13 protein-coding genes are annotated in these 17,201 nt (G+C 72.4%); 10 read left to right on the top strand and 3 right to left on the bottom strand.

What is annotated here, in order from left to right:
• Positions 1 to 28: 28 nt before the first annotated feature.
• The 6 genes from AB0O53_RS19110 to AB0O53_RS19085 all read left to right on the top strand — a co-directional run bounded on the left by AB0O53_RS19110 (position 29) and on the right by AB0O53_RS19085 (position 7,737).
• Complete coding sequence (locus AB0O53_RS19110) at positions 29 to 466, top strand: cupin domain-containing protein (protein WP_350987790.1); 438 nt, start codon at positions 29 to 31, stop codon at positions 464 to 466.
• Between the two features lie 207 nt (positions 467 to 673).
• Complete coding sequence (locus AB0O53_RS19105) at positions 674 to 2,923, top strand: MMPL family transporter (RefSeq protein WP_365196908.1); 2,250 nt, start codon at positions 674 to 676, stop codon at positions 2,921 to 2,923.
• Between the two features lie 39 nt (positions 2,924 to 2,962).
• Positions 2,963 to 3,517: a GNAT family N-acetyltransferase gene (locus AB0O53_RS19100; RefSeq protein WP_365196905.1), complete on the top strand. Its 555-nt coding sequence runs from the start codon at positions 2,963 to 2,965 to the stop codon at positions 3,515 to 3,517.
• A 97-nt stretch (positions 3,518 to 3,614) separates the two neighbouring features.
• Complete coding sequence (locus AB0O53_RS19095; RefSeq protein WP_365196903.1) at positions 3,615 to 4,226, top strand: hypothetical protein; 612 nt, start codon at positions 3,615 to 3,617, stop codon at positions 4,224 to 4,226.
• Positions 4,227 to 4,360: 134 nt separating this feature from the next.
• Positions 4,361 to 4,573 (top strand): hypothetical protein, encoded by a 213-nt coding sequence (locus AB0O53_RS19090; protein ID WP_350987786.1) that lies wholly within the window; start codon positions 4,361 to 4,363, stop codon positions 4,571 to 4,573.
• A gap of 59 nt (positions 4,574 to 4,632) precedes the next feature.
• Complete coding sequence (locus AB0O53_RS19085) at positions 4,633 to 7,737, top strand: helix-turn-helix transcriptional regulator (RefSeq protein ID WP_435886660.1); 3,105 nt, start codon at positions 4,633 to 4,635, stop codon at positions 7,735 to 7,737.
• Here AB0O53_RS19085 and AB0O53_RS19080 read toward each other — a convergent pair.
• The 3 genes from AB0O53_RS19080 to AB0O53_RS19070 form a co-directional block, all read right to left on the bottom strand.
• A complete protein-coding gene (locus AB0O53_RS19080) occupies positions 7,640 to 7,870 on the bottom strand; it encodes a DUF6191 domain-containing protein (protein WP_403140075.1) in 231 nt (76 codons plus the stop codon). The two genes, AB0O53_RS19085 and AB0O53_RS19080, sit on opposite strands and share 98 nt — an antisense overlap.
• A 49-nt stretch (positions 7,871 to 7,919) precedes the next feature.
• Positions 7,920 to 9,155 (bottom strand): PQQ-dependent sugar dehydrogenase, encoded by a 1,236-nt coding sequence (locus AB0O53_RS19075; RefSeq protein ID WP_350987784.1) that lies wholly within the window; start codon positions 9,153 to 9,155, stop codon positions 7,920 to 7,922.
• A gap of 108 nt (positions 9,156 to 9,263) precedes the next feature.
• On the bottom strand, positions 9,264 to 10,271 hold the full coding sequence (locus tag AB0O53_RS19070) for an aldo/keto reductase (protein ID WP_365197105.1): 1,008 nt from the start codon (positions 10,269 to 10,271) through the stop codon (positions 9,264 to 9,266).
• Between the two features lie 72 nt (positions 10,272 to 10,343).
• Between AB0O53_RS19070 and AB0O53_RS19065 the strand changes: the two genes are divergently transcribed.
• The 4 genes from AB0O53_RS19065 (at position 10,344) to ilvN (ending at position 17,115) form a co-directional block, all read left to right on the top strand.
• Positions 10,344 to 11,291, top strand: a complete 948-nt coding sequence (locus tag AB0O53_RS19065; protein WP_350987783.1) for a 2-hydroxyacid dehydrogenase — start codon at positions 10,344 to 10,346, stop codon at positions 11,289 to 11,291.
• A 284-nt stretch (positions 11,292 to 11,575) separates the two neighbouring features.
• Positions 11,576 to 14,467 (top strand): putative bifunctional diguanylate cyclase/phosphodiesterase, encoded by a 2,892-nt coding sequence (locus AB0O53_RS19060; protein ID WP_435886659.1) that lies wholly within the window; start codon positions 11,576 to 11,578, stop codon positions 14,465 to 14,467.
• A gap of 204 nt (positions 14,468 to 14,671) precedes the next feature.
• Entirely contained in the window at positions 14,672 to 16,558 is a 1,887-nt protein-coding gene (locus AB0O53_RS19055) for an acetolactate synthase large subunit (RefSeq protein WP_350987782.1), read from the top strand.
• A 32-nt stretch (positions 16,559 to 16,590) separates the two neighbouring features.
• Entirely contained in the window at positions 16,591 to 17,115 is a 525-nt protein-coding gene (gene ilvN / locus AB0O53_RS19050; protein ID WP_030027475.1) for an acetolactate synthase small subunit, read from the top strand.
• Positions 17,116 to 17,201 lie beyond the last annotated feature (86 nt).

Here is a 17,201-nt window from a genome sequence, read left to right as displayed (position 1 = left end):
CCCGCACAACTGCATTAGCCTCACCAGCGTGAACGACGACCTCACCATCTACACCGGCAAGGCCGCCCCCGACGCCGCCGCGGACCGCGGCTGGCTCCTCGGCCACTTCAAGGACCCGGCCGATCCCCGTCACAGCGAGGACGTGGAGATCAAATGGGGGGTCCACCCCAAGGGCGACGAACGGGAGCGCTGGGCGACGGCCGAGCGGCGCACCGCACTGCTGGTCCTGATCAGCGGACGCTTCCGGCTGGAGTTCCCGGGGCGGACCGTCGTCCTCGCCGAGCAGGGTGACTACGTGCTGTGGGGCCGCGGCGTCGACCACTCCTGGTACGCGGAGGAGGACGCGGTCGTCCTCACCGTCCGCTGGCCCTCGATCCCCGGCTACCGGGTGGACGAGCCCGAGGACCGGACCGGCGCCCGGTCCCCGCAGCCCTCGCCCGCCGACCGGACCCCCGCCGGAGCCTGAGTTCCCGCACGCCTCCCGGTCCCCCTGTGACGATGCACACGAAAGGGGCCAACGATCACGAAACGCTGAGATCGTGGAGGTAGCAGACCATCTGGGCCGATCCACGGGGCGATCCCCCGGGCCTCGGCCGGGCCTTCACGAGTTCACGCGTTCTTTGCGACGGGCTGTCTCCCGGTAAAGATCCGAACCCACCAGGGAGCACGTCCGTTGGCAGTCTTCGCGCGGTGGTGCATGCGCCACCGCCTCCTCGCCGTCCTGATCTGGCTGCTCGCCCTCGGCGGGACCGCGGCGGCCGCAGTGACCGCCGGAGCGGCGTTCTCCAACAACTACGAGGTACCCGGCACCGAGTCCGGCAAGGCGAACGACCTGCTGCGCGAAGGCTTTCACGGCCAGGGCGGCGACACCGACACCATCGTGTGGCGGGCCCCGGACCATCAGAACGCGCGCACCCCGGACATCGAGCAGCGCATGACCCGGGCGCTCGACGCCGTCGCCGCACTGCCCGGCGTCGGATCGGTCGCCGGACCCTACGGACCCGGCCCCGAGAGCGCCGCACGCATCAGCCCCGACGGACGCACCGCCTACGCCGTGGTGACCTTCGACCAGCCGGCCGACTCCGTACCCAAGGCCCAGGCCAAGGCGGTCGTCGACACCGCGAAGAACGCCACCACCGAGGCGGACGGACTCCAGGTCGAACTGGGCGGCCGCGCCATCCAGCTCACCGAGGCCCCCACCGCACACCTCGCCGAGGTCATAGGCGTGGCCGTCGCCGCCCTCGTCCTCTACCTCGCCTTCGGCTCCCTCGCAGCGAGCCTGCTCCCCATCGCGACCGCCCTCGTCAGCGTCGGCACCGCCTATTTCGGCATCACCCTGCTCGGGCACGCGATGCCGGTCGCCGACTTCGCCCCCATGCTCGGCACGCTCGTCGGCCTCGGCGTCGGCATCGACTACGCACTGTTCATCGTCACCCGGCACCGCAAGAACCTCGCGCGGGGCCTCCCGGTGGAGGAGGCGGCGGCCGCCGCCGTCGCCACCACCGGCCGGGCCGTCGTCTTCGCCGGCGCCACCGTCTGCATCGCGCTGCTCGGCATGCTGGTGCTGCGCCTGAACTTCCTCGACGGCGTCGCGATAGCCGCGTGCGTGACGGTCGTCCTGACCGTCGCCGCCTCGGTCACCCTGCTGCCCGCGCTCCTCTCCTTCATAGGCATGCGCGCCCTCTCCGGCCGCGAACGCCGAAGGCTCGCCGCCGAGGGGCCGCAGCCCGAGCGGACCTCCGGCTTCGCCGTCCGCTGGTCCGCCTTCGTGGAACGCCACCCCAAGCTGCTTGGCGCCGTCGCCACCGCCGTCATGGTGGTCCTGGCCCTGCCCACCCTCTCCCTCCACCTCGGCACCTCGGACCAGGGCAACAACCCCGCCGGCTCCACCACCCGGCAGGCCTACGACCTGCTCGCGGAGGGCTTCGGCCCCGGCGCGAACGGCCCGCTCGCCGTCGTCGCCCGCCTGGACGGCGCCGGGGACCGGCTCGCCGTGGACCAGCTGGAGCAGGCGCTCCGGACGACGCCGGGCGTCGCCTCCACCGGCCCCGCCGTCTTCAACCGCAGCGGCGACACCGCCGTCCTGACCGTCGTACCGGACTCCGCCCCGCAGTCCCGGGCCACGAGCGACCTCGTCGACACCCTCCGCCAGGACGTCATCCCGCGCGCCGGCCACGGCAACTCCATGGAGGTCCACGTCGGCGGGGTGACGGCCGCCTACGACGACTTCGCCGAGGTCATCGTCGGGAAGCTGCCGCTCTTCGTCTCCGTGGTGATCGCCCTCGGCTGCCTGCTCCTGCTGCTGGCCTTCCGGTCCATCGGCATCCCGTTGAAGGCCGCGGCCATGAACGTCGCCGCCGTCGCCTCCTCCTTCGGCGTCGTGGTCGCGATCTTCCAGTGGGGCTGGGGCAGCGAACGGCTGGGCCTGGGCAGCGCCGGCCCCATCGAACCCTTCCTGCCCGTGATCATGGTGTCCGTCCTGTTCGGACTGTCCATGGACTACCAGGTCTTCCTCGTCAGCCGGATGTACGAGGAGTGGCTGGAGACCGGCGACAACCGGCGGGCCGTACGCGTCGGCCTCGCCGAGACCAGCCGGGTCATCAACTCCGCCGCCGTCATCATGATCTCCGTCTTCCTCGCCTTCGTGCTCAGCGGCGACCGGATCATCGCGATGTTCGGCATCGCGCTCGCCGCGGCCGTCGCCCTCGACGCCTTCGTGCTGCGCACCCTGCTCGTCCCGGCCCTCATGCACATGCTCGGCGGCGCCAACTGGTGGCTGCCCGGCTGGCTCGACCGGAGGCTGCCCCGGATCAGCATCGAGCCCCCCGAACACCGGCCGCATGCGAAACTTCCCGCACAGCGGTCCGGCGGAGTCCCCACCACGAGCGAGGACGACGCCGAGCCCGCCACAGCCTCCCGGTGATCCGGCGAACCGCCGCACGAGACCCAAGGAAGAAGCCGCATGTTCTCGATAGACCTCGCCGAAGGCGCCCAGCTGTTCCCGCTGGAGGCCCGGCACGCGGAGGAGTTCTTCGCGCACATCGAACGCGGACGCGAGTACATCGGCCAGTACGTCGGCTTCCCGGACCGCTCCCCGGACGTCGACTCCGCCCGGGCCTTCCTGGCCAAGTACGCGGTGAAGGCCGGTGAGGACGGCGCCCGCTTCTTCGGCATCCGCCTCGACGGCACCCTGGTCGGCGGCGTCCTCTTCCCCAACTTCGACGCCGACGGCGGGAACTGCGAGATCGGCTGCTGGCTGGAGCCCGCCGCGGCCGGCCGCGGCCTGGTGACCAAGGCCTGCCGGGTCCTGATCGACTACGCCTTCGGCGAGCGCGGCATGCACCGCGTCGAGTGGCACGCCGCCACCGGCAACAAGAAGAGCCTCGCCGTCGCCGAACGCCTCGGCATGACCCGCGAAGGCGTCATGCGGGAGAACTACTTCCACCGGGGCGTCCGCCAGGACACCGAGGTCTGGTCGATCCTCGCCCACGAGTGGGCGGCCGCCCGCACCTCCTGAGGCCCGCCGGCCGGGCCCCGCCCGTCGCGGGGCCCGATACGGCCACGGCCACCGGATTCTCAGAGAACTCTCAGACACGGCCCCTACGGTGCCCCGCATGGACACCACGAAGACCCCCGCCCCGAACGCCGCCGAGGTGGACACCCCGGTCGACCTCGACAAGAGCGAGGCCACCCAGGACGCCGCAGCCGAGGCCAAGGCCGACGCCGACCCCGCCGCGGCGACCGACGCCGACGCCGTGCTTGCCGACGCCGACGCCGACGCCGACCTCGACGACGACTTCGCCGAGGACCGGGCCGAAGCGGAGCAGCCGAGCCACGTCGGCTCCGCGGCCTTCGCGATCGTCTCCGCCGGCCTTTCCGTCGTCGCCCTCAGCGGGAGCTGGGTCGCCGGCATCGTGTCCGAGCGCGCGAGCATCGCCGCCCGTCTGGAGCTGAGCCAGGCCGCCGACGCCAACGCGCAGATCGCAGCCCAGTTCGTCGACCCGTGGCACACCACCGCGATGGTCAACGGCGTCTTCTCGGCCCTCGCCCTGATCATCGCCACCTTCGTGCTGGCCCTCCCCGCCTTCAGCACCCCCGAGCGGACCCTCCCCACCTGGGTGCGGTCCGTCTCCTGGGCGGGCATCGGCCTGGGAGCCCTCGGCGTGCTGCTCTTCGTCCTCATGTACTTCGACCTCCTCCTGGCCATCCCGAAGGCAGCGGCCTAGGCACTGCCTCAGGTGCCCGGGACCGGTCCCGGGCACCCCGCCCGGGTCTAAGGCCCCGGGCCCTCCCCGGATGCGGCATGCGACCGATGTGCCGGTACCCCCTGGGACGCGAATCTTGGATCACACCGAACGAGGTGCCGACCACCGCGACCAGGGAGTACGAGATGTTCGAACACGAGATCGCCGCAGCCGCCCGCACCACCGACCTCCTCCGTGAGGCCGCCGCGTACCGGGTCGTCCGCGAAGCCCGCACGGCGCGCCGCCCCTCCTTGCGGGGCCCCGGAACCCGAGGGCGGGTGACGGCATCCGGGACCCGCGGCGCCCGCTCCGCGCCCCGGGCCGCGTGAACCGGCGAGCGATGCGGAGCGACCCCATATCGGGTGCCGCAGGCCAGGGCCCCTGTGCGATGCTCGGCGACGTGGAGAGCAGATCTGTCAGCCCGGTGTTCGTCGGCCGCGCCGACGAACTGGCCGCACTCACCGACGCACTGACCCGCGCGGCGGACCGCGAACCGCAGGCCGTGCTCATCGGGGGAGAGGCCGGGGTCGGCAAGACCCGCCTCACCGAGGAGTTCCTCTGCGAGGCGGACCGGCGGGGAGCCGTCGTCGCCGTCGGCGGCTGCGTGGAGATAGGGGCGGAGGGACTTCCCTTCGCCCCCTTCTCGACGGCACTGCGCACCCTGCACCGCCTCCTCCCCGGGGAACTCGCCGCCGCGGCCGCCGGCCAGGAGGACGAACTCGCCCGGATCCTCCCCGAACTCGGCGACACCCCCAGGGGCCCGCACGACGAGGAGAGCACCGCCCGGCTCTTCGAACTGACCGCCCGGATGCTGGAACGGCTCGCCGCCGACCGCACCGTCGTCCTCGTCCTGGAGGACCTGCACTGGGCGGACACCTCCACCCGGCACCTGCTGTCCTACCTCTTCCGCACCCTCGGCAGCGGCCGGCTCGTCGTCGTCGCGACCTACCGCTCGGACGACGTCCACCGCCGCCACCCACTGCGCCCGCTCCTCGCCGAACTCGACCGCCTCCGCACCGTCCGCAAGATCGAGCTGTCCCGCTTCAACCGCGCGGAGGTACGGCGCCAGCTCGCCGGCATCCTCGCCGCCCAGCCCGACGAGGACTTCGTGGACACCGTCTTCGACCGGTCCGACGGCAACGCCTTCTTCGTCGAGGAACTCGTCGCCTCCCGGGAGAGCGGATGCCGCACCGGACTGACGGAATCCCTGCGCGACCTCCTCCTCGTCCGCGTCGAGGTGCTCCCCGACGAGACCCAGCGCCTGGTCCGCATCGTCGCCGAGGGCGGCTCCACCGTGGAGTACCCGCTGCTGCGCGCCGTCGCCGGACTGACCGAGGACGAACTGATCGAGGCGCTGAGGGCCGCGGTCGGCGCCAACATCCTGCTCGCCACCCCCGACGGCGACGGCTACCGCTTCCGGCACTCGCTGGTCCGCGAGGCCGTCAGCGACGACCTGCTGCCCGGCGAACGCGCCCGCGTCAACCGCCGCTACGCCGAAGCGGTGGAGGCCGACGCCCAACTGATCCGCGCCGAGGAACGGGTCATCCGGCTGGCCAGCTACTGGTACACCGCGAACGACCCGGCCAAGGCGCTGCCCGCCGTACTGGCCGCCTCGGTCGCGGCCCGCCGCCGCCATGCCTACTCCGAGCAGCTGAACCTGCTGGAGCGGGCACTCGACCTGTGGGACAGCGCCCCGGAGGAGGTCCGTGAGGACCTGCGACCGGCCGACTACACCGACGTGTACCCGCCCTGCGGCTGCGACCCCGCCACCACCCCGCTGCAGCGCCTCGACCTGCTGGCCGAGGCCACCGTCGCGGCGCGCTACGGAGGGGAGCGCGAACGCGCCCTGAAGATCACGAAGATGGCGCTGCGCCTGCTGGAGGAGCACGCCGACCCGCTGCGCGCCGCATGGTTCTGGACCGAACGCTCCCGCCTGGTCGCCTCCCTCGGCCGCGGCGACGGCTGGGAGGAGATAGCCAGGGCCCAGGACCTCGTCCGGGGGCTGCCCCCGTCCCAGGTGCACGCCGAGGTCCTGGTCCGGGCCGCGAGCTGGGGCATGCTCCACAAGCCCGGACCGGGCAACCTCGCCGCCGCCGAACGCGCCGTCGAATACGCGCGGATGGTCGGCGCGGCCGAGACCGAGCTCAACGCCCGGATCACGGTCGGCGCGCTCCTCACCGACGCCGGCGACGGCCCGGAAGGTCTCGCCGAGATGCACGCGGTCCGGGAACGGGCCACGGAACTCGGGCTGGCACTGCTGGCAGGACGCGCTCATATCAACCTCACCTCTCAGCTGGAAAGCCTGGGACGGTCCCACGAGGCCGTGGAACTGTGCGAACAGGGGGCCGAACTGGCCCGGAGGTCCCGGCTGCTGGACACCGAGGCCTGGGTCTTCGGGAACATGGCCGAGAGCCTCTACAGCCTCGGCCGCTGGGACGAGGCCGCCGAAGCGGCCCGGCGCACCCTGCGGGTCGGCCAGAGCGCGGCCCCGCGCGGCTCCGCCTCGGCGCGGCTCGGCTACCTCGCACTGGCCCGGGGCGAGTTGACCGAGGCGGCCCACCAGCTCACCGCCGCCCACACCCACTTCGGCGCGCACGAGACCCAGCCCCAGCACCGGATCCCCCTGCACCGCCTGGCGATCGGGATCGCCGCGGGGGAGGGCCGGATCGCCGACGTCCGCACCGAGACGGCAGCCGCCGTGGACCACGGCTTCCCCCTCGGGCAGCACCGCTACGCCTGGCCGCTGCTGCTCGCGTCCGCCTCCGCCGAGGCGGACGCCCGCGGGCTGCCCGCCGCCGAAGCGGGCCGCGCCACCGCCCTGGGCGTGCTGCGCACCGCCGCCCGCACCCTCGCCACCCCGGTCCCGGTGTGGACCGCGCACGCCGAGTACCTGCGGGCCGAACTGCTCAGGGCCGAAGCCCGGGACACCGTCGCCGACTGGACCGCCGTGGAGGAGTCCGTCCGGGTGCTGGAGCGCCCGTACCTGCTGGCCCGGGCCCGCTACCGGCTCGCCGAGGCCCTGCTGGCCGTCGGTGACCGGGAACCCGCGGCCGTCCGGCTCCGCGAGGCCCACGCCACCGCCGAGCGGATCGGCTCACGCCGGCTGCGGGAGGACCTGGCCCTGCTCTCCCGGCGCGCCCGGATCCCGCTGACCGCCGACGACGCACCCGCCGGGGCCCCCGAACCGGAGCCGGACCCGGCCCAGGCCCTCGGCCTGACCAGCCGCGAACAGGACGTGCTGCGCCTGGTGGCGGTGGGGAGCACCAACCGCAGGATCGCCGAGCAGCTCTTCATCTCCCCGAAGACGGCGAGCGTGCACGTCTCCAACATCCTGGCCAAGCTCGGCGTCGCCGGCCGCGGGGAGGCGGCCGCCCTCGCCCACCGGCTACGGCTCTTCAGCCCGCCGGGCCAGGACGGTCCGGACGGCCCGGCCGGTCCGCCCGCTCCCGGGCCGGCCGGCGACCGGCCGCAGGCTCCTCGTCCACGCGTATGAGCACCTTGCCGGAGTCGAGGTCTATCGGACCCCGTCCCGGATCGTTGTCGCCGACATCGGTCCGGGACAGCTCCAGGCGCTTCTTCTCGTTGTCCGTGTGCTTGCGTCCCGGGTTGAACAGCTCCTCGATCATGTTGAACACCGTGTCCACGCACCTTTCGCCCCGCCCGGGGGCATGCCGGTCACCGCACTGTCAGGGTCAGGATCCTGTCGTCGCCGGCCTCCGGCGACCCGCGCCCGTCCGTCTCACTCGTGACCAGCAGCAGCCGGTCGCCTCCAAGAGCGATCACCGTCCGCAGCCGGCCGTACTTGTCCTGCAGGAACGCCTCGGGCTCGGCGACCGGCTCCGTCCCGGACAGCGGGATCCGCCACAGCCGGGCGCCCCTGAGCCCGGCCATCCACACCGACCCCTCCGCCCAGGCGATCCCGCTCGGCGAGGCCTCGTCGGTCCGCCACACGGCCACCGGATCCCGCAGACCCGGCTTGCCCGCCTTCCCCTCGGCCTCGGGCCAGCCGTAGTTCGCGCCGGGCTCGATCAGATTCAGTTCGTCCCAGGTGTTCTGGCCGAACTCGGCCGCCCACAGCCGTTTGTCCTTGTCCCACGCGAGGCCCTGCACATTGCGGTGCCCGTAGGAGTAGACGACCGAATCGGCCTCCGGGTTGCCGTGCACCGGGTCGCCGTCCGGAGTCATCCGCAGGATCTTGCCGCCCAGCGACTTCTTGTCCTGCGCGAGACCGGTGACACCGGTCTCTCCGGTCCCCGCGTACAGCATCTTGTCCGGGCCGAAGGCGATCCGCCCGCCGTTGTGGATCAGCCCCTTGGGGATCCCCCGGAACACGGTGTCCGGAGCGCCCAGTTGCTGCCCGGGAGGTCTCTGCTCGTCATAGCGAAGCCGTGCGATCCGGTTGTCGGAGGCGGTCGTGAAGTAGACGTACACCAGACGGTCCGAGGCGAAGTCGGGCGACAGCGCGAGACCCAGCAGTCCGCCCTCGCCGCCCGGGTCCACGCCCGGAACCTCGCCGATCTGCGTCACCGCGCCCGACCCGGCCGCGATCCGGCTGATCGTCCCCTTGTCCCGGGAGGCGACCAGCAGGTCACCTCCCGGCAGCGGGGCCACGCCCCAGGGCGACTGGAGGTCCTTGGCGGCCTCGCCGGTGACCGTCACCGCCCCCTTCGCGGGCGGCCCGGACGCCGCCGGTGAGGCGGACCCGTTCCCCGAAGGGCCCGGCGACCCGGTCCCCGCAGCGGTCGCACCTGGTGGGGAACCGCCCCGCCCGGTGTCGGGGGCGCCCTCCGGGGAGCACCCCGTCACCAGCAGCGCACCGCACCCGGCCAGCGCCACCGCCGCCAGCACGCCCCGGCGCCGCGCGCCCGTCCCCTCGCACCCCGCCTGCCCGGGAGAACTTCCGTACCGCATCGCCCTGCTCCCTTCCGGTCCTCCGATCCTGCCCTTCACCCGTCTCAACAGCCGGGGCAGTTCCCGAAGTTCCACCACTCGTACACCCGATCGAGTGGTTGTGGGCGGTCAGTCCCAGGCTCCCACGTCGACCGGAAGGTCCGCGATCTCGGCCAGGTCCGCGGCCGTGAGCCGCAGCTGCGCCGCCCGTGCGTTCTCCACGGCCCAGTGCGCCCGGTCCGCGCCGGGCACCGGCACCACCTGCGGGCCCTGGGCCAGCACCCAGGCCAGGGCCACCTGCGCGACCGTGACCCCGGGCCCGTGCCGCCGCGCCACCCGCCGCAGCCCCGCCACCAGCACCTGGTTCGAGGCCATCGCCTCCGCCGTGAACCGAGGGTGCCTGGCCCGGACGTCCTGCGACTCGAAGCCCTCGCCCGGTGTGAGCGTCCCCGTCAGGAAACCGCTGCCCAGCGGCATCGCCGCCAGGAACCCCACCCCGCGCACGGCGCACCACGGCAGCAGTTGCCGTGCCGCCTCCGGCGACCACACCGACAGCTCCGCCTGCACCGCGCTCACCGGGAAGACCTGCTGCACCCGCTCCAGGTGCCGCAGCGTCGTCCGGTAGCCGCGGTCACCGCGACGCCCCGCCCCCGGGCCGGCCCCGGCCCCCAGCGCGCAGAACCCGAGCGCCCGCACCTTCCCCGCACTCACCAGCTCCGCCATGGCCCCCCAGGTCTCCTCCACCGGAACCTCCGGGTCCACCCGGTGCAGCTGGTAGAGGTCTATGACATCCGTGCGCAGCCGCCGCAGGGAGGCGTCGCACGCCCGCCGCAGGTACCCGGGCCGGCCGTCGGCCACCACGTGCTGGTCGCCGGCCCGCAGTCCGACCTTGGCCGACACGAAGGCGTCCGGCCGCCGCTCCCGCAGTACCCGCCCCAGCAGCAGCTCATTGGTGAACGGCCCGTACACATCGGCCGTGTCCAGCAGGTTCGACCCCAGGTCCAGCGCCGCGTGCACGGCGGCCACGGACTCGTGCCCCCGCCGCCGAGAAGGCGCGTACGCCCAGCTCATCGGCATACAGCCGAGGCCGACGGCGCCCACGCTCAGCGCCCCTGCCCCGATCGACCTGCGCTCCACCGCTGCGTCCCCCTCCACTTCGGCCACCAAACTAACGGCTTGATCAAGACGGCTTGGCATAGCCTCGTGATCATGACTGCAATGCCCCGGGACGTCTGGCTCCCCTTCCCCGCCGAAGAGGTCGCCGGCCTCCCCGACTCCTTCCGGTACCGCCAGTGGGACGGAGAGGACGGCTTCCCGGCCGACCCGGCCGACTGCGTCTTCTACGCGGCCCCCTACATGAAGTCCGCCGAGGTCACCGTGCGCCCGCTCGCCGCGATGCCGGCCGTCCGGGTCGTCCAGACCCTGACGGCCGGCATCGACGACCTGCGGGGCCGCCTCGGAGACCTGCGCCCCGGCGTACGGCTGTGCAACGCCGCGGGGGTCCACACGGCCAGCACCGCCGAGCTGGCCCTCGCGCTGACCCTCGCCTCCCTGCGCGGCATCCCCGGCATGGTCCGCGGACAGGACCGCGAGGAATGGCGTTCCGGCTTCTACGACGCCCTCGCCGACACGTCAGTTCTGATCATCGGCTACGGATCCATCGGCTCGGCCGTCGAGGACCGGCTCGCACCCTTCGAGTGCGCACGGATCGCACGCGTGGCCCGCTCGGCGCGGACCACCCCCCGGGGCCCGGTGCACGCCATCGGCGACCTGCCGGGGCTCCTGCCGCAGGCCGACGTGGTGATCCTGGTGACCCCCCTGACCGACGCCACCCGGGGTCTGGCCGACGCCGGGTTCCTCGCCCGGATGAAGGACGGGGCCCTGCTCGTGAACGTCTCGCGCGGCCCCGTCGTCGACACCGGGGCCCTGCTGGCGGAGGTGGAGTCGGGCCGGCTGCGCGCGGCCCTGGACGTCACCGACCCCGAACCGCTGCCCGCCGGCCACCCGCTCTGGCACGCGCCGAACGTCCTGATCACACCCCACGTCGGCGGCAGCAGCTCGGCGTTCGAGCCACGGGCCAAGCGCCTGCTGGCCAGCCAGCTCACCCGCTTCGCCGCCGGGGACCCCGTGGAGCACACGGTGCTGATCACCGAATGACACCCCGTCCGTGTACGCTCCGCAGTCATCCGGATGCGAGCGGTTGCAGCAACTCCCCGCGCGGTAACGGAGCGTAGAGCAACTATGTCCCTGAGTGACGAAAGTGGTGTATCGTCCGGAAGAAGGGGCTGCGCCAGGAACGTCTGGCGCTGGGGAGTGATCGGACACTTTGGGGGGCGACGGGCGATGCACGGCCAATGGACGAAGGATCCGACGCGGCACAGCCGCCGGAGGCGACGCTGCCGGGACTTGACCGCGCCGGAACGAGCCGGCGAGGGGGACCGGTGAGTACCCCGGGGGCGGCGCTCCTGGACCGGCCGTCCGTCTCGGGCGGAGGCAGGGGCCTGGCGATGCAGCTGATCCTCGCGGTCGTCAGCGGCGGATACGCCGTCGGCGCCGCCCTCAACTGGGGGTCCGAGGAAGTCGCCGAGATCATGGGCGACTTCGGGCTCAGCGCGGCCGGTCTGGCCGCCGCGGTCTCCTGCTACACCTACGCCCGGACGATCGACAGCCGGGAACGGCCCGCCTGGCTGCTCTTCGCCTTCTCCTCCCTCATGGGCGCCTGCGGCAACGCCGTCTGGGGCTGGTACGAGGTGATCCTCGGCGAGGCCGTCCCGAAGCCCTCGCTCGCCGACTTCGCCTTCCTCTGCTTCGCCCCGCCCGCCATCGTGGGCCTGCTCGTCCTCGCCAAACGCCCGGTCACCCGCGCCGGCTGGGTGTGCCTGGGACTCGACTCCTGGCTCATCGGCGGCTCCCTGCTCACCCTGTCCTGGAGCCTGGCCCTCGCCCACGCGGCGCGGACCGCGCAGTCCGGCGCCCCCGGCAGCGTCCCGCGCGCCGCGCTCTCCCTCGCCTACCCCCTGCTCGACATCGCGCTCGTCTCGATGGTCCTCGTCCTGCACTTCCGGCGGAGCGAGACCAACCGCTCCGCCGTCAACACCGCCATCGCGGCGCTGGCCCTGACCGTCCTGAGCGACGCCCTGTTCACCTCGCCCCTGCTGAGCGCCGAGTACCAGTCCGGACAGCTCCTCGACGCCGGCTGGTTCGCCGGCTCGCTGCTGCTCGCGTACGCGCCCTGGGGGGCCCGGCGCATCCACCAGAACCAGATGCCGGCCGGGCACCCGCGCCGGGACCGGCCGCACAGCCGCCCGATCACCGGATCGCTGCCCGCCCTCACGCCGTACCTCGCGGCCGCCGTGTGCACCCTGGGCATCCTCTACAACGTCGTGGACGGCCGGAAGGTCGACCGGATGGTCGTCTTCACCGGCTGTACCGTCGTGCTCGCCCTCGTCATCCGGCAGGGCATCATGCTCCTCGACAACATCGCGCTGACCCAGGAACTGGCCCAGAAGGAGAACCACTTCCGCTCCCTGGTCCAGGGCTCCAGCGACGTCATCATGATCGCCGCGCCCACCGGGACCCTGCGCTACGTCAGCCCGGCCGCCGCCGGGGTCTACGGCCGCGAGGCGGAGGAGCTCGTCGGCACCGAACTGGCCACCCTGATCCACCCCGACGACCTCGGCAGGGTGGTCCACGAGGTACGCCGCTTCCTCGCCGCACCCCCCACCGAGGAGCCCACCACCCGCATCGAATGCCGCTTCAAGTCGGGCGGCGGCGAGTGGCTGAACGTCGAGTCCACCGTCAACCGGCACCAGGGCGGCCTCATCCTCAACAGCCGGGACGTCACCGAGCGCGTCCGGCTCCAGGCCCAGCTCCAGCACAGCGCCGAACACGACCCGCTGACCGACCTGCCCAACCGGGCCCTCTTCACCCGGCGCGTGCGCCAGGCCCTCACCGGCCGCCGCGCCGGCGACCACAGCACCGCCGTGCTCTTCATCGACCTCGACGGCTTCAAGGCGGTCAACGACACCATCGGCCACCAGGCCGGCGACGAACTGCTCGTCGAGGCCGCCCGCAGGCTCCAGGATTCCGTCCGGGCCGGGGACACCGCCGCCCGGCTCGGCGGCGACGAGTTCGCGGCGCTGATCCTGGGCGACGGAAACCGCGACCGCAGCGCCCGCGAGTACCAGGTCCGCGAGATCGCCGACCGGCTGCGCACCAGGCTCTCCCAGCCGTACCGGATCGGCGGCAGCGAGGTACGGGTGGCCGCCAGCATCGGCGTGGCCTTCGCCGACCCGGGGATCACCCCTTCGGACCTGATGCGCAACGCGGACCTGGCGATGTACCGGGCCAAGGCCGGCGGCAAGGACCGCGTCGAGACCTACGCCCCGCAGATGCAGGCCGAGGTGGTGCGCAAGGCCGAGCTGGCGGGCCGGCTGCGCACCGCACTGCACGAGGGCGAGTTCGCCCTGCTGCACCAGCCCGTGGTCTCGCTGTCCACCGGCGAGATCGCAGCCGTCGCCGCGCAGGCCCGATGGCGTTCCGCCCAGGGGATCCTCTTCACGCCGGCCGAGTTCCTCCGGGTGGCCGAGTACAGCGAGGGCGCGGCGGGCGGCTCCGCCGACGGCGCGGGCCCGGACACCTCGCGCACCGCCGAGCTGGGGCGCTGGCTGCTGGAGGAGGCCGTGGAGCAGGCCGCCGACCGGCACCGGGCCGGGCACGACGTGCCCGTGGCCGTGCGGATGACCGCCCAGCGGCTCCTGGACAACGCCATGCCGCTCGGCTCCGTGGAAGCCCTGCTGACCCGGCACGGCCTGCCGTCCGGCGCCCTGGTGCTGGAGCTCGCCGTGTCCGACCCCAGGGTCCCCTTCGACGACCTGGAGCGCCGCCTCGCGGCCCTGCACCGGCTCGGGGTCGGAATCTCCCTCGACGGCTTCGGCAGCGGCTATGCGGCCATCAGCGCCCTGCGCCGCCTCCCCGTGGACATGCTCAAGCTGGACCGGGGCCTGGTGGAGGGAGTGGTCGAGTCCGCCCGCCTGCACAAGATCACAGCCGGTCTCTTGCGCATCGCAAACGACCTGGGCATGCGTTCGGTCGCCGACGGGGTGGACCTGCCCGAGCAGGTGGCCGCACTGCGCGCGATGGGGTGCACGCACGGCCAGGGGATGGCCTTTTCCGGCCCCCTCGACGAGTACAGGCTGCGGCGCGCGCTGGTGCGCGGTACGTTCCCAGTACCGGGCGGAGCGGCCCAGCCCGCACTGGCGGGCGGCTCCTCCGGGGGCTCGATGGTCATCCGCAGAGGCTCACATAATGAGACGCCCGTCCCACCTACTTGACATCACCCTCCCGCCAGAGGGAGGGTCAGTGCCATGCGCACCCGAATTCTCGTACTTGGAAAGCGCGTCGGCTGAAGCTGGGACCTGCATGTCCCCGCTCAACACCCCCGACGCGCTCCCCTCGCTTGCCTCCTGGCACGAGGGGTTTTTTGTTGCACTGGCACAGAGTCGAATCCGCGTAAAACCCTCAGCTTCGAGAAGAGAATGCCGATGACCGAGCAGGCCACCGGGGCCCACCATCCGCAGCCGCGGCCCCGTTCCGGCGGACAGCAGTCCGCCGCAGTTGAGCACGTCACGGGTGCGCAGTCCCTCATCCGCTCTCTCGAAGAGGTGGGGTGCGACACCGTCTTCGGGATTCCGGGAGGCGCCATCCTCCCCGCGTACGACCCGATGATGGACTCCAAGAAGGTCCGTCACATCCTGGTCCGCCACGAGCAGGGGGCCGGCCACGCCGCCACCGGCTACGCCCAGGCCACCGGCAAGGTCGGCGTCTGTATGGCCACGTCCGGACCGGGCGCCACGAACCTCGTCACCCCGATCGCCGACGCGCACATGGACTCCGTCCCGCTCGTCGCCATCACCGGCCAGGTCTCCTCCAAGGCGATCGGCACCGACGCCTTCCAGGAGGCGGACATCGTCGGCATCACCATGCCGATCACCAAGCACAACTTCCTGGTCACCAAGGCCGAGGACATCCCCAAGACGATCGCCGAGGCGTTCCACATCGCCGCCACCGGCCGCCCGGGCCCGGTCCTCGTCGACATCGCCAAGGACGCCCTCCAGGCGAAGACCACCTTCTCGTGGCCGCCCTCCCAGGACCTCCCCGGTTACCGGCCGGTCACCAAGCCGCACGCCAAGCAGATCCGCGAGGCCGCCAAGCTCATCTGCCAGGCCAAGCGCCCGGTCCTGTACGTCGGCGGCGGCGTCATGAAGTCCGGCGCGACCGCCGAGCTGAAGGTCCTCGCCGAGCTGACCGGCGTCCCGGTCTGCACCACCCTGATGGCGCTGGGCTCCTTCCCCGACAGCCACCCGCTGCACGTCGGCATGCCCGGCATGCACGGCAGCGTCACCGGCGTCACCTCGCTGCAGAAGTCGGACCTGCTGATCGCCCTCGGCACCCGCTTCGACGACCGCGTCACCGGCAAGCTGGACAGCTTCGCCCCCTTCGCCAAGATCATCCACGCGGACATCGACCCGGCCGAGATCGGCAAGAACCGCGCCGTCGACGTCCCGATCGTCGGTGACGCCCGCGAGGTCATCGCCGACCTGATCCAGGCGGTCCAGGCCGAGCACACCGAGGGGAACGCCGGCGACTACACCGCATGGTGGAACGACCTCAACCGCTGGCGCGAGACCTACCCGCTGGGATACGACCTGCCCGAGGACGGCAGCCTCTCCCCGCAGCAGGTCATCGAGCGGATCGGCGCCCTCGCGCCGAAGGGCACGGTCTTCGCGGCCGGCGTCGGCCAGCACCAGATGTGGGCCTCGCACTTCGTCAAGTACGAGGAGCCCCGCACCTGGCTGAACTCCGGCGGCGCCGGAACCATGGGCTACGCGGTCCCGGCCGCGATGGGCGCCAAGGTCGGCATGCCCGAGCGCACGGTCTGGGCGATCGACGGCGACGGCTGCTTCCAGATGACCAATCAGGAACTGGTCACCTGCGCCCTGAACAACATCCCGATCAAGGTCGCGATCATCAACAACGGCGCGCTGGGCATGGTGCGCCAGTGGCAGACGCTGTTCTACAACCAGCGGTACTCCAACACCGTCCTGCACGCCGACGACACCGGCCACGACACGGTCGGCTCCCAGCTCGGCGAGTCCCTCGCGCCCCGCAAGGGCACGCGCGTCCCGGACTTCGTCAAGCTCTCGGAGGCCATGGGCTGCGTGGCCCTGCGCTGCGAGGACCCGGCCGACCTGGACAAGGTCATCGCCGAGGCCAATGCGATCAACGACCGCACCGTCGTGATCGACTTCATCGTCCACGAGGACGCCATGGTGTGGCCGATGGTCGCCGCCGGCACCTCCAACGACGAGGTCATGGCAGCCCGGGGCGTCCGTCCCGACTTCGGCGACAACGAAGACGACTGAGCCGAGAGAGCCTGAGAGAGAGAACGCCTCACATGTCCAAGCACACGCTCTCCGTCCTGGTCGAGAACACGCCCGGCATCCTCGCCCGGATCGCCGCCCTGTTCTCCCGCCGCGGGTTCAACATCGACTCCCTCGCGGTCGGCGTCACCGAGCACCCCGACATCTCCCGCATCACCATCGTCGTCAACGTCGAGGACCTCCCGCTGGAGCAGGTGACCAAGCAGCTCAACAAGCTGGTCAACGTGCTCAAGATCGTCGAGCTGGAGCCCCACAACGCCATCGAGCGCGAACTCGTCCTGGTGAAGGTCCGCGCCGACAACGAGACCCGGTCGCAGATCGTCGAGATCGTCCAGCTGTTCCGCGCCAAGACGGTCGACGTCTCCCCGGAGGCCGTCACCATCGAGGCCACCGGCGGCTCCGACAAGCTCGGCGCGATGCTCAAGATGCTGGAGCCCTTCGGCATCAAGGAGCTCGTGCAGTCCGGCACGATCGCCATAGGGCGCGGCGGACGGTCCATCACGGACCGCAGCCTGCGCGCGCTCGACCGCAGCGCCTGACCCGGCCAGTCGTCGCTCCAGTTCGGCGCGGCGGGACTCGCGGAAGTAGTAGCCCTGGTTGTCGCGGTAGCGGCCGCCGGTCGGCC

This window comes from Streptomyces erythrochromogenes (assembly GCF_040684695.1).
In the GTDB taxonomy this organism is placed as follows: domain Bacteria; phylum Actinomycetota; class Actinomycetes; order Streptomycetales; family Streptomycetaceae; genus Streptomyces; species Streptomyces erythrochromogenes_C.
This window is presented reverse-complemented; position numbering and strand designations above follow the sequence as displayed.

What these genes read in the sequence shown, in the direction of transcription:
- AB0O53_RS19100 (WP_365196905.1), top strand. Translation starts at nt 2,963, where the DNA reads ATGTTCTCGATAGACCTCGCCGAAGGCGCCCAGCTGTTCCCGCTGGAG.
- AB0O53_RS19095 (WP_365196903.1), top strand. Translation starts at nt 3,615, where the DNA reads ATGGACACCACGAAGACCCCCGCCCCGAACGCCGCCGAGGTGGACACC.
- AB0O53_RS19085 (WP_435886660.1), top strand. Translation starts at nt 4,633, where the DNA reads ATGCTCGGCGACGTGGAGAGCAGATCTGTCAGCCCGGTGTTCGTCGGC.
- AB0O53_RS19080 (WP_403140075.1), bottom strand. Translation starts at nt 7,870, where the DNA reads ATGATCGAGGAGCTGTTCAACCCGGGACGCAAGCACACGGACAACGAG.
- AB0O53_RS19075 (WP_350987784.1), bottom strand. Translation starts at nt 9,155, where the DNA reads ATGCGGTACGGAAGTTCTCCCGGGCAGGCGGGGTGCGAGGGGACGGGC.
- AB0O53_RS19065 (WP_350987783.1), top strand. Translation starts at nt 10,344, where the DNA reads ATGACTGCAATGCCCCGGGACGTCTGGCTCCCCTTCCCCGCCGAAGAG.
- AB0O53_RS19055 (WP_350987782.1), top strand. Translation starts at nt 14,672, where the DNA reads ATGCCGATGACCGAGCAGGCCACCGGGGCCCACCATCCGCAGCCGCGG.
- ilvN (WP_030027475.1), top strand. Translation starts at nt 16,591, where the DNA reads ATGTCCAAGCACACGCTCTCCGTCCTGGTCGAGAACACGCCCGGCATC.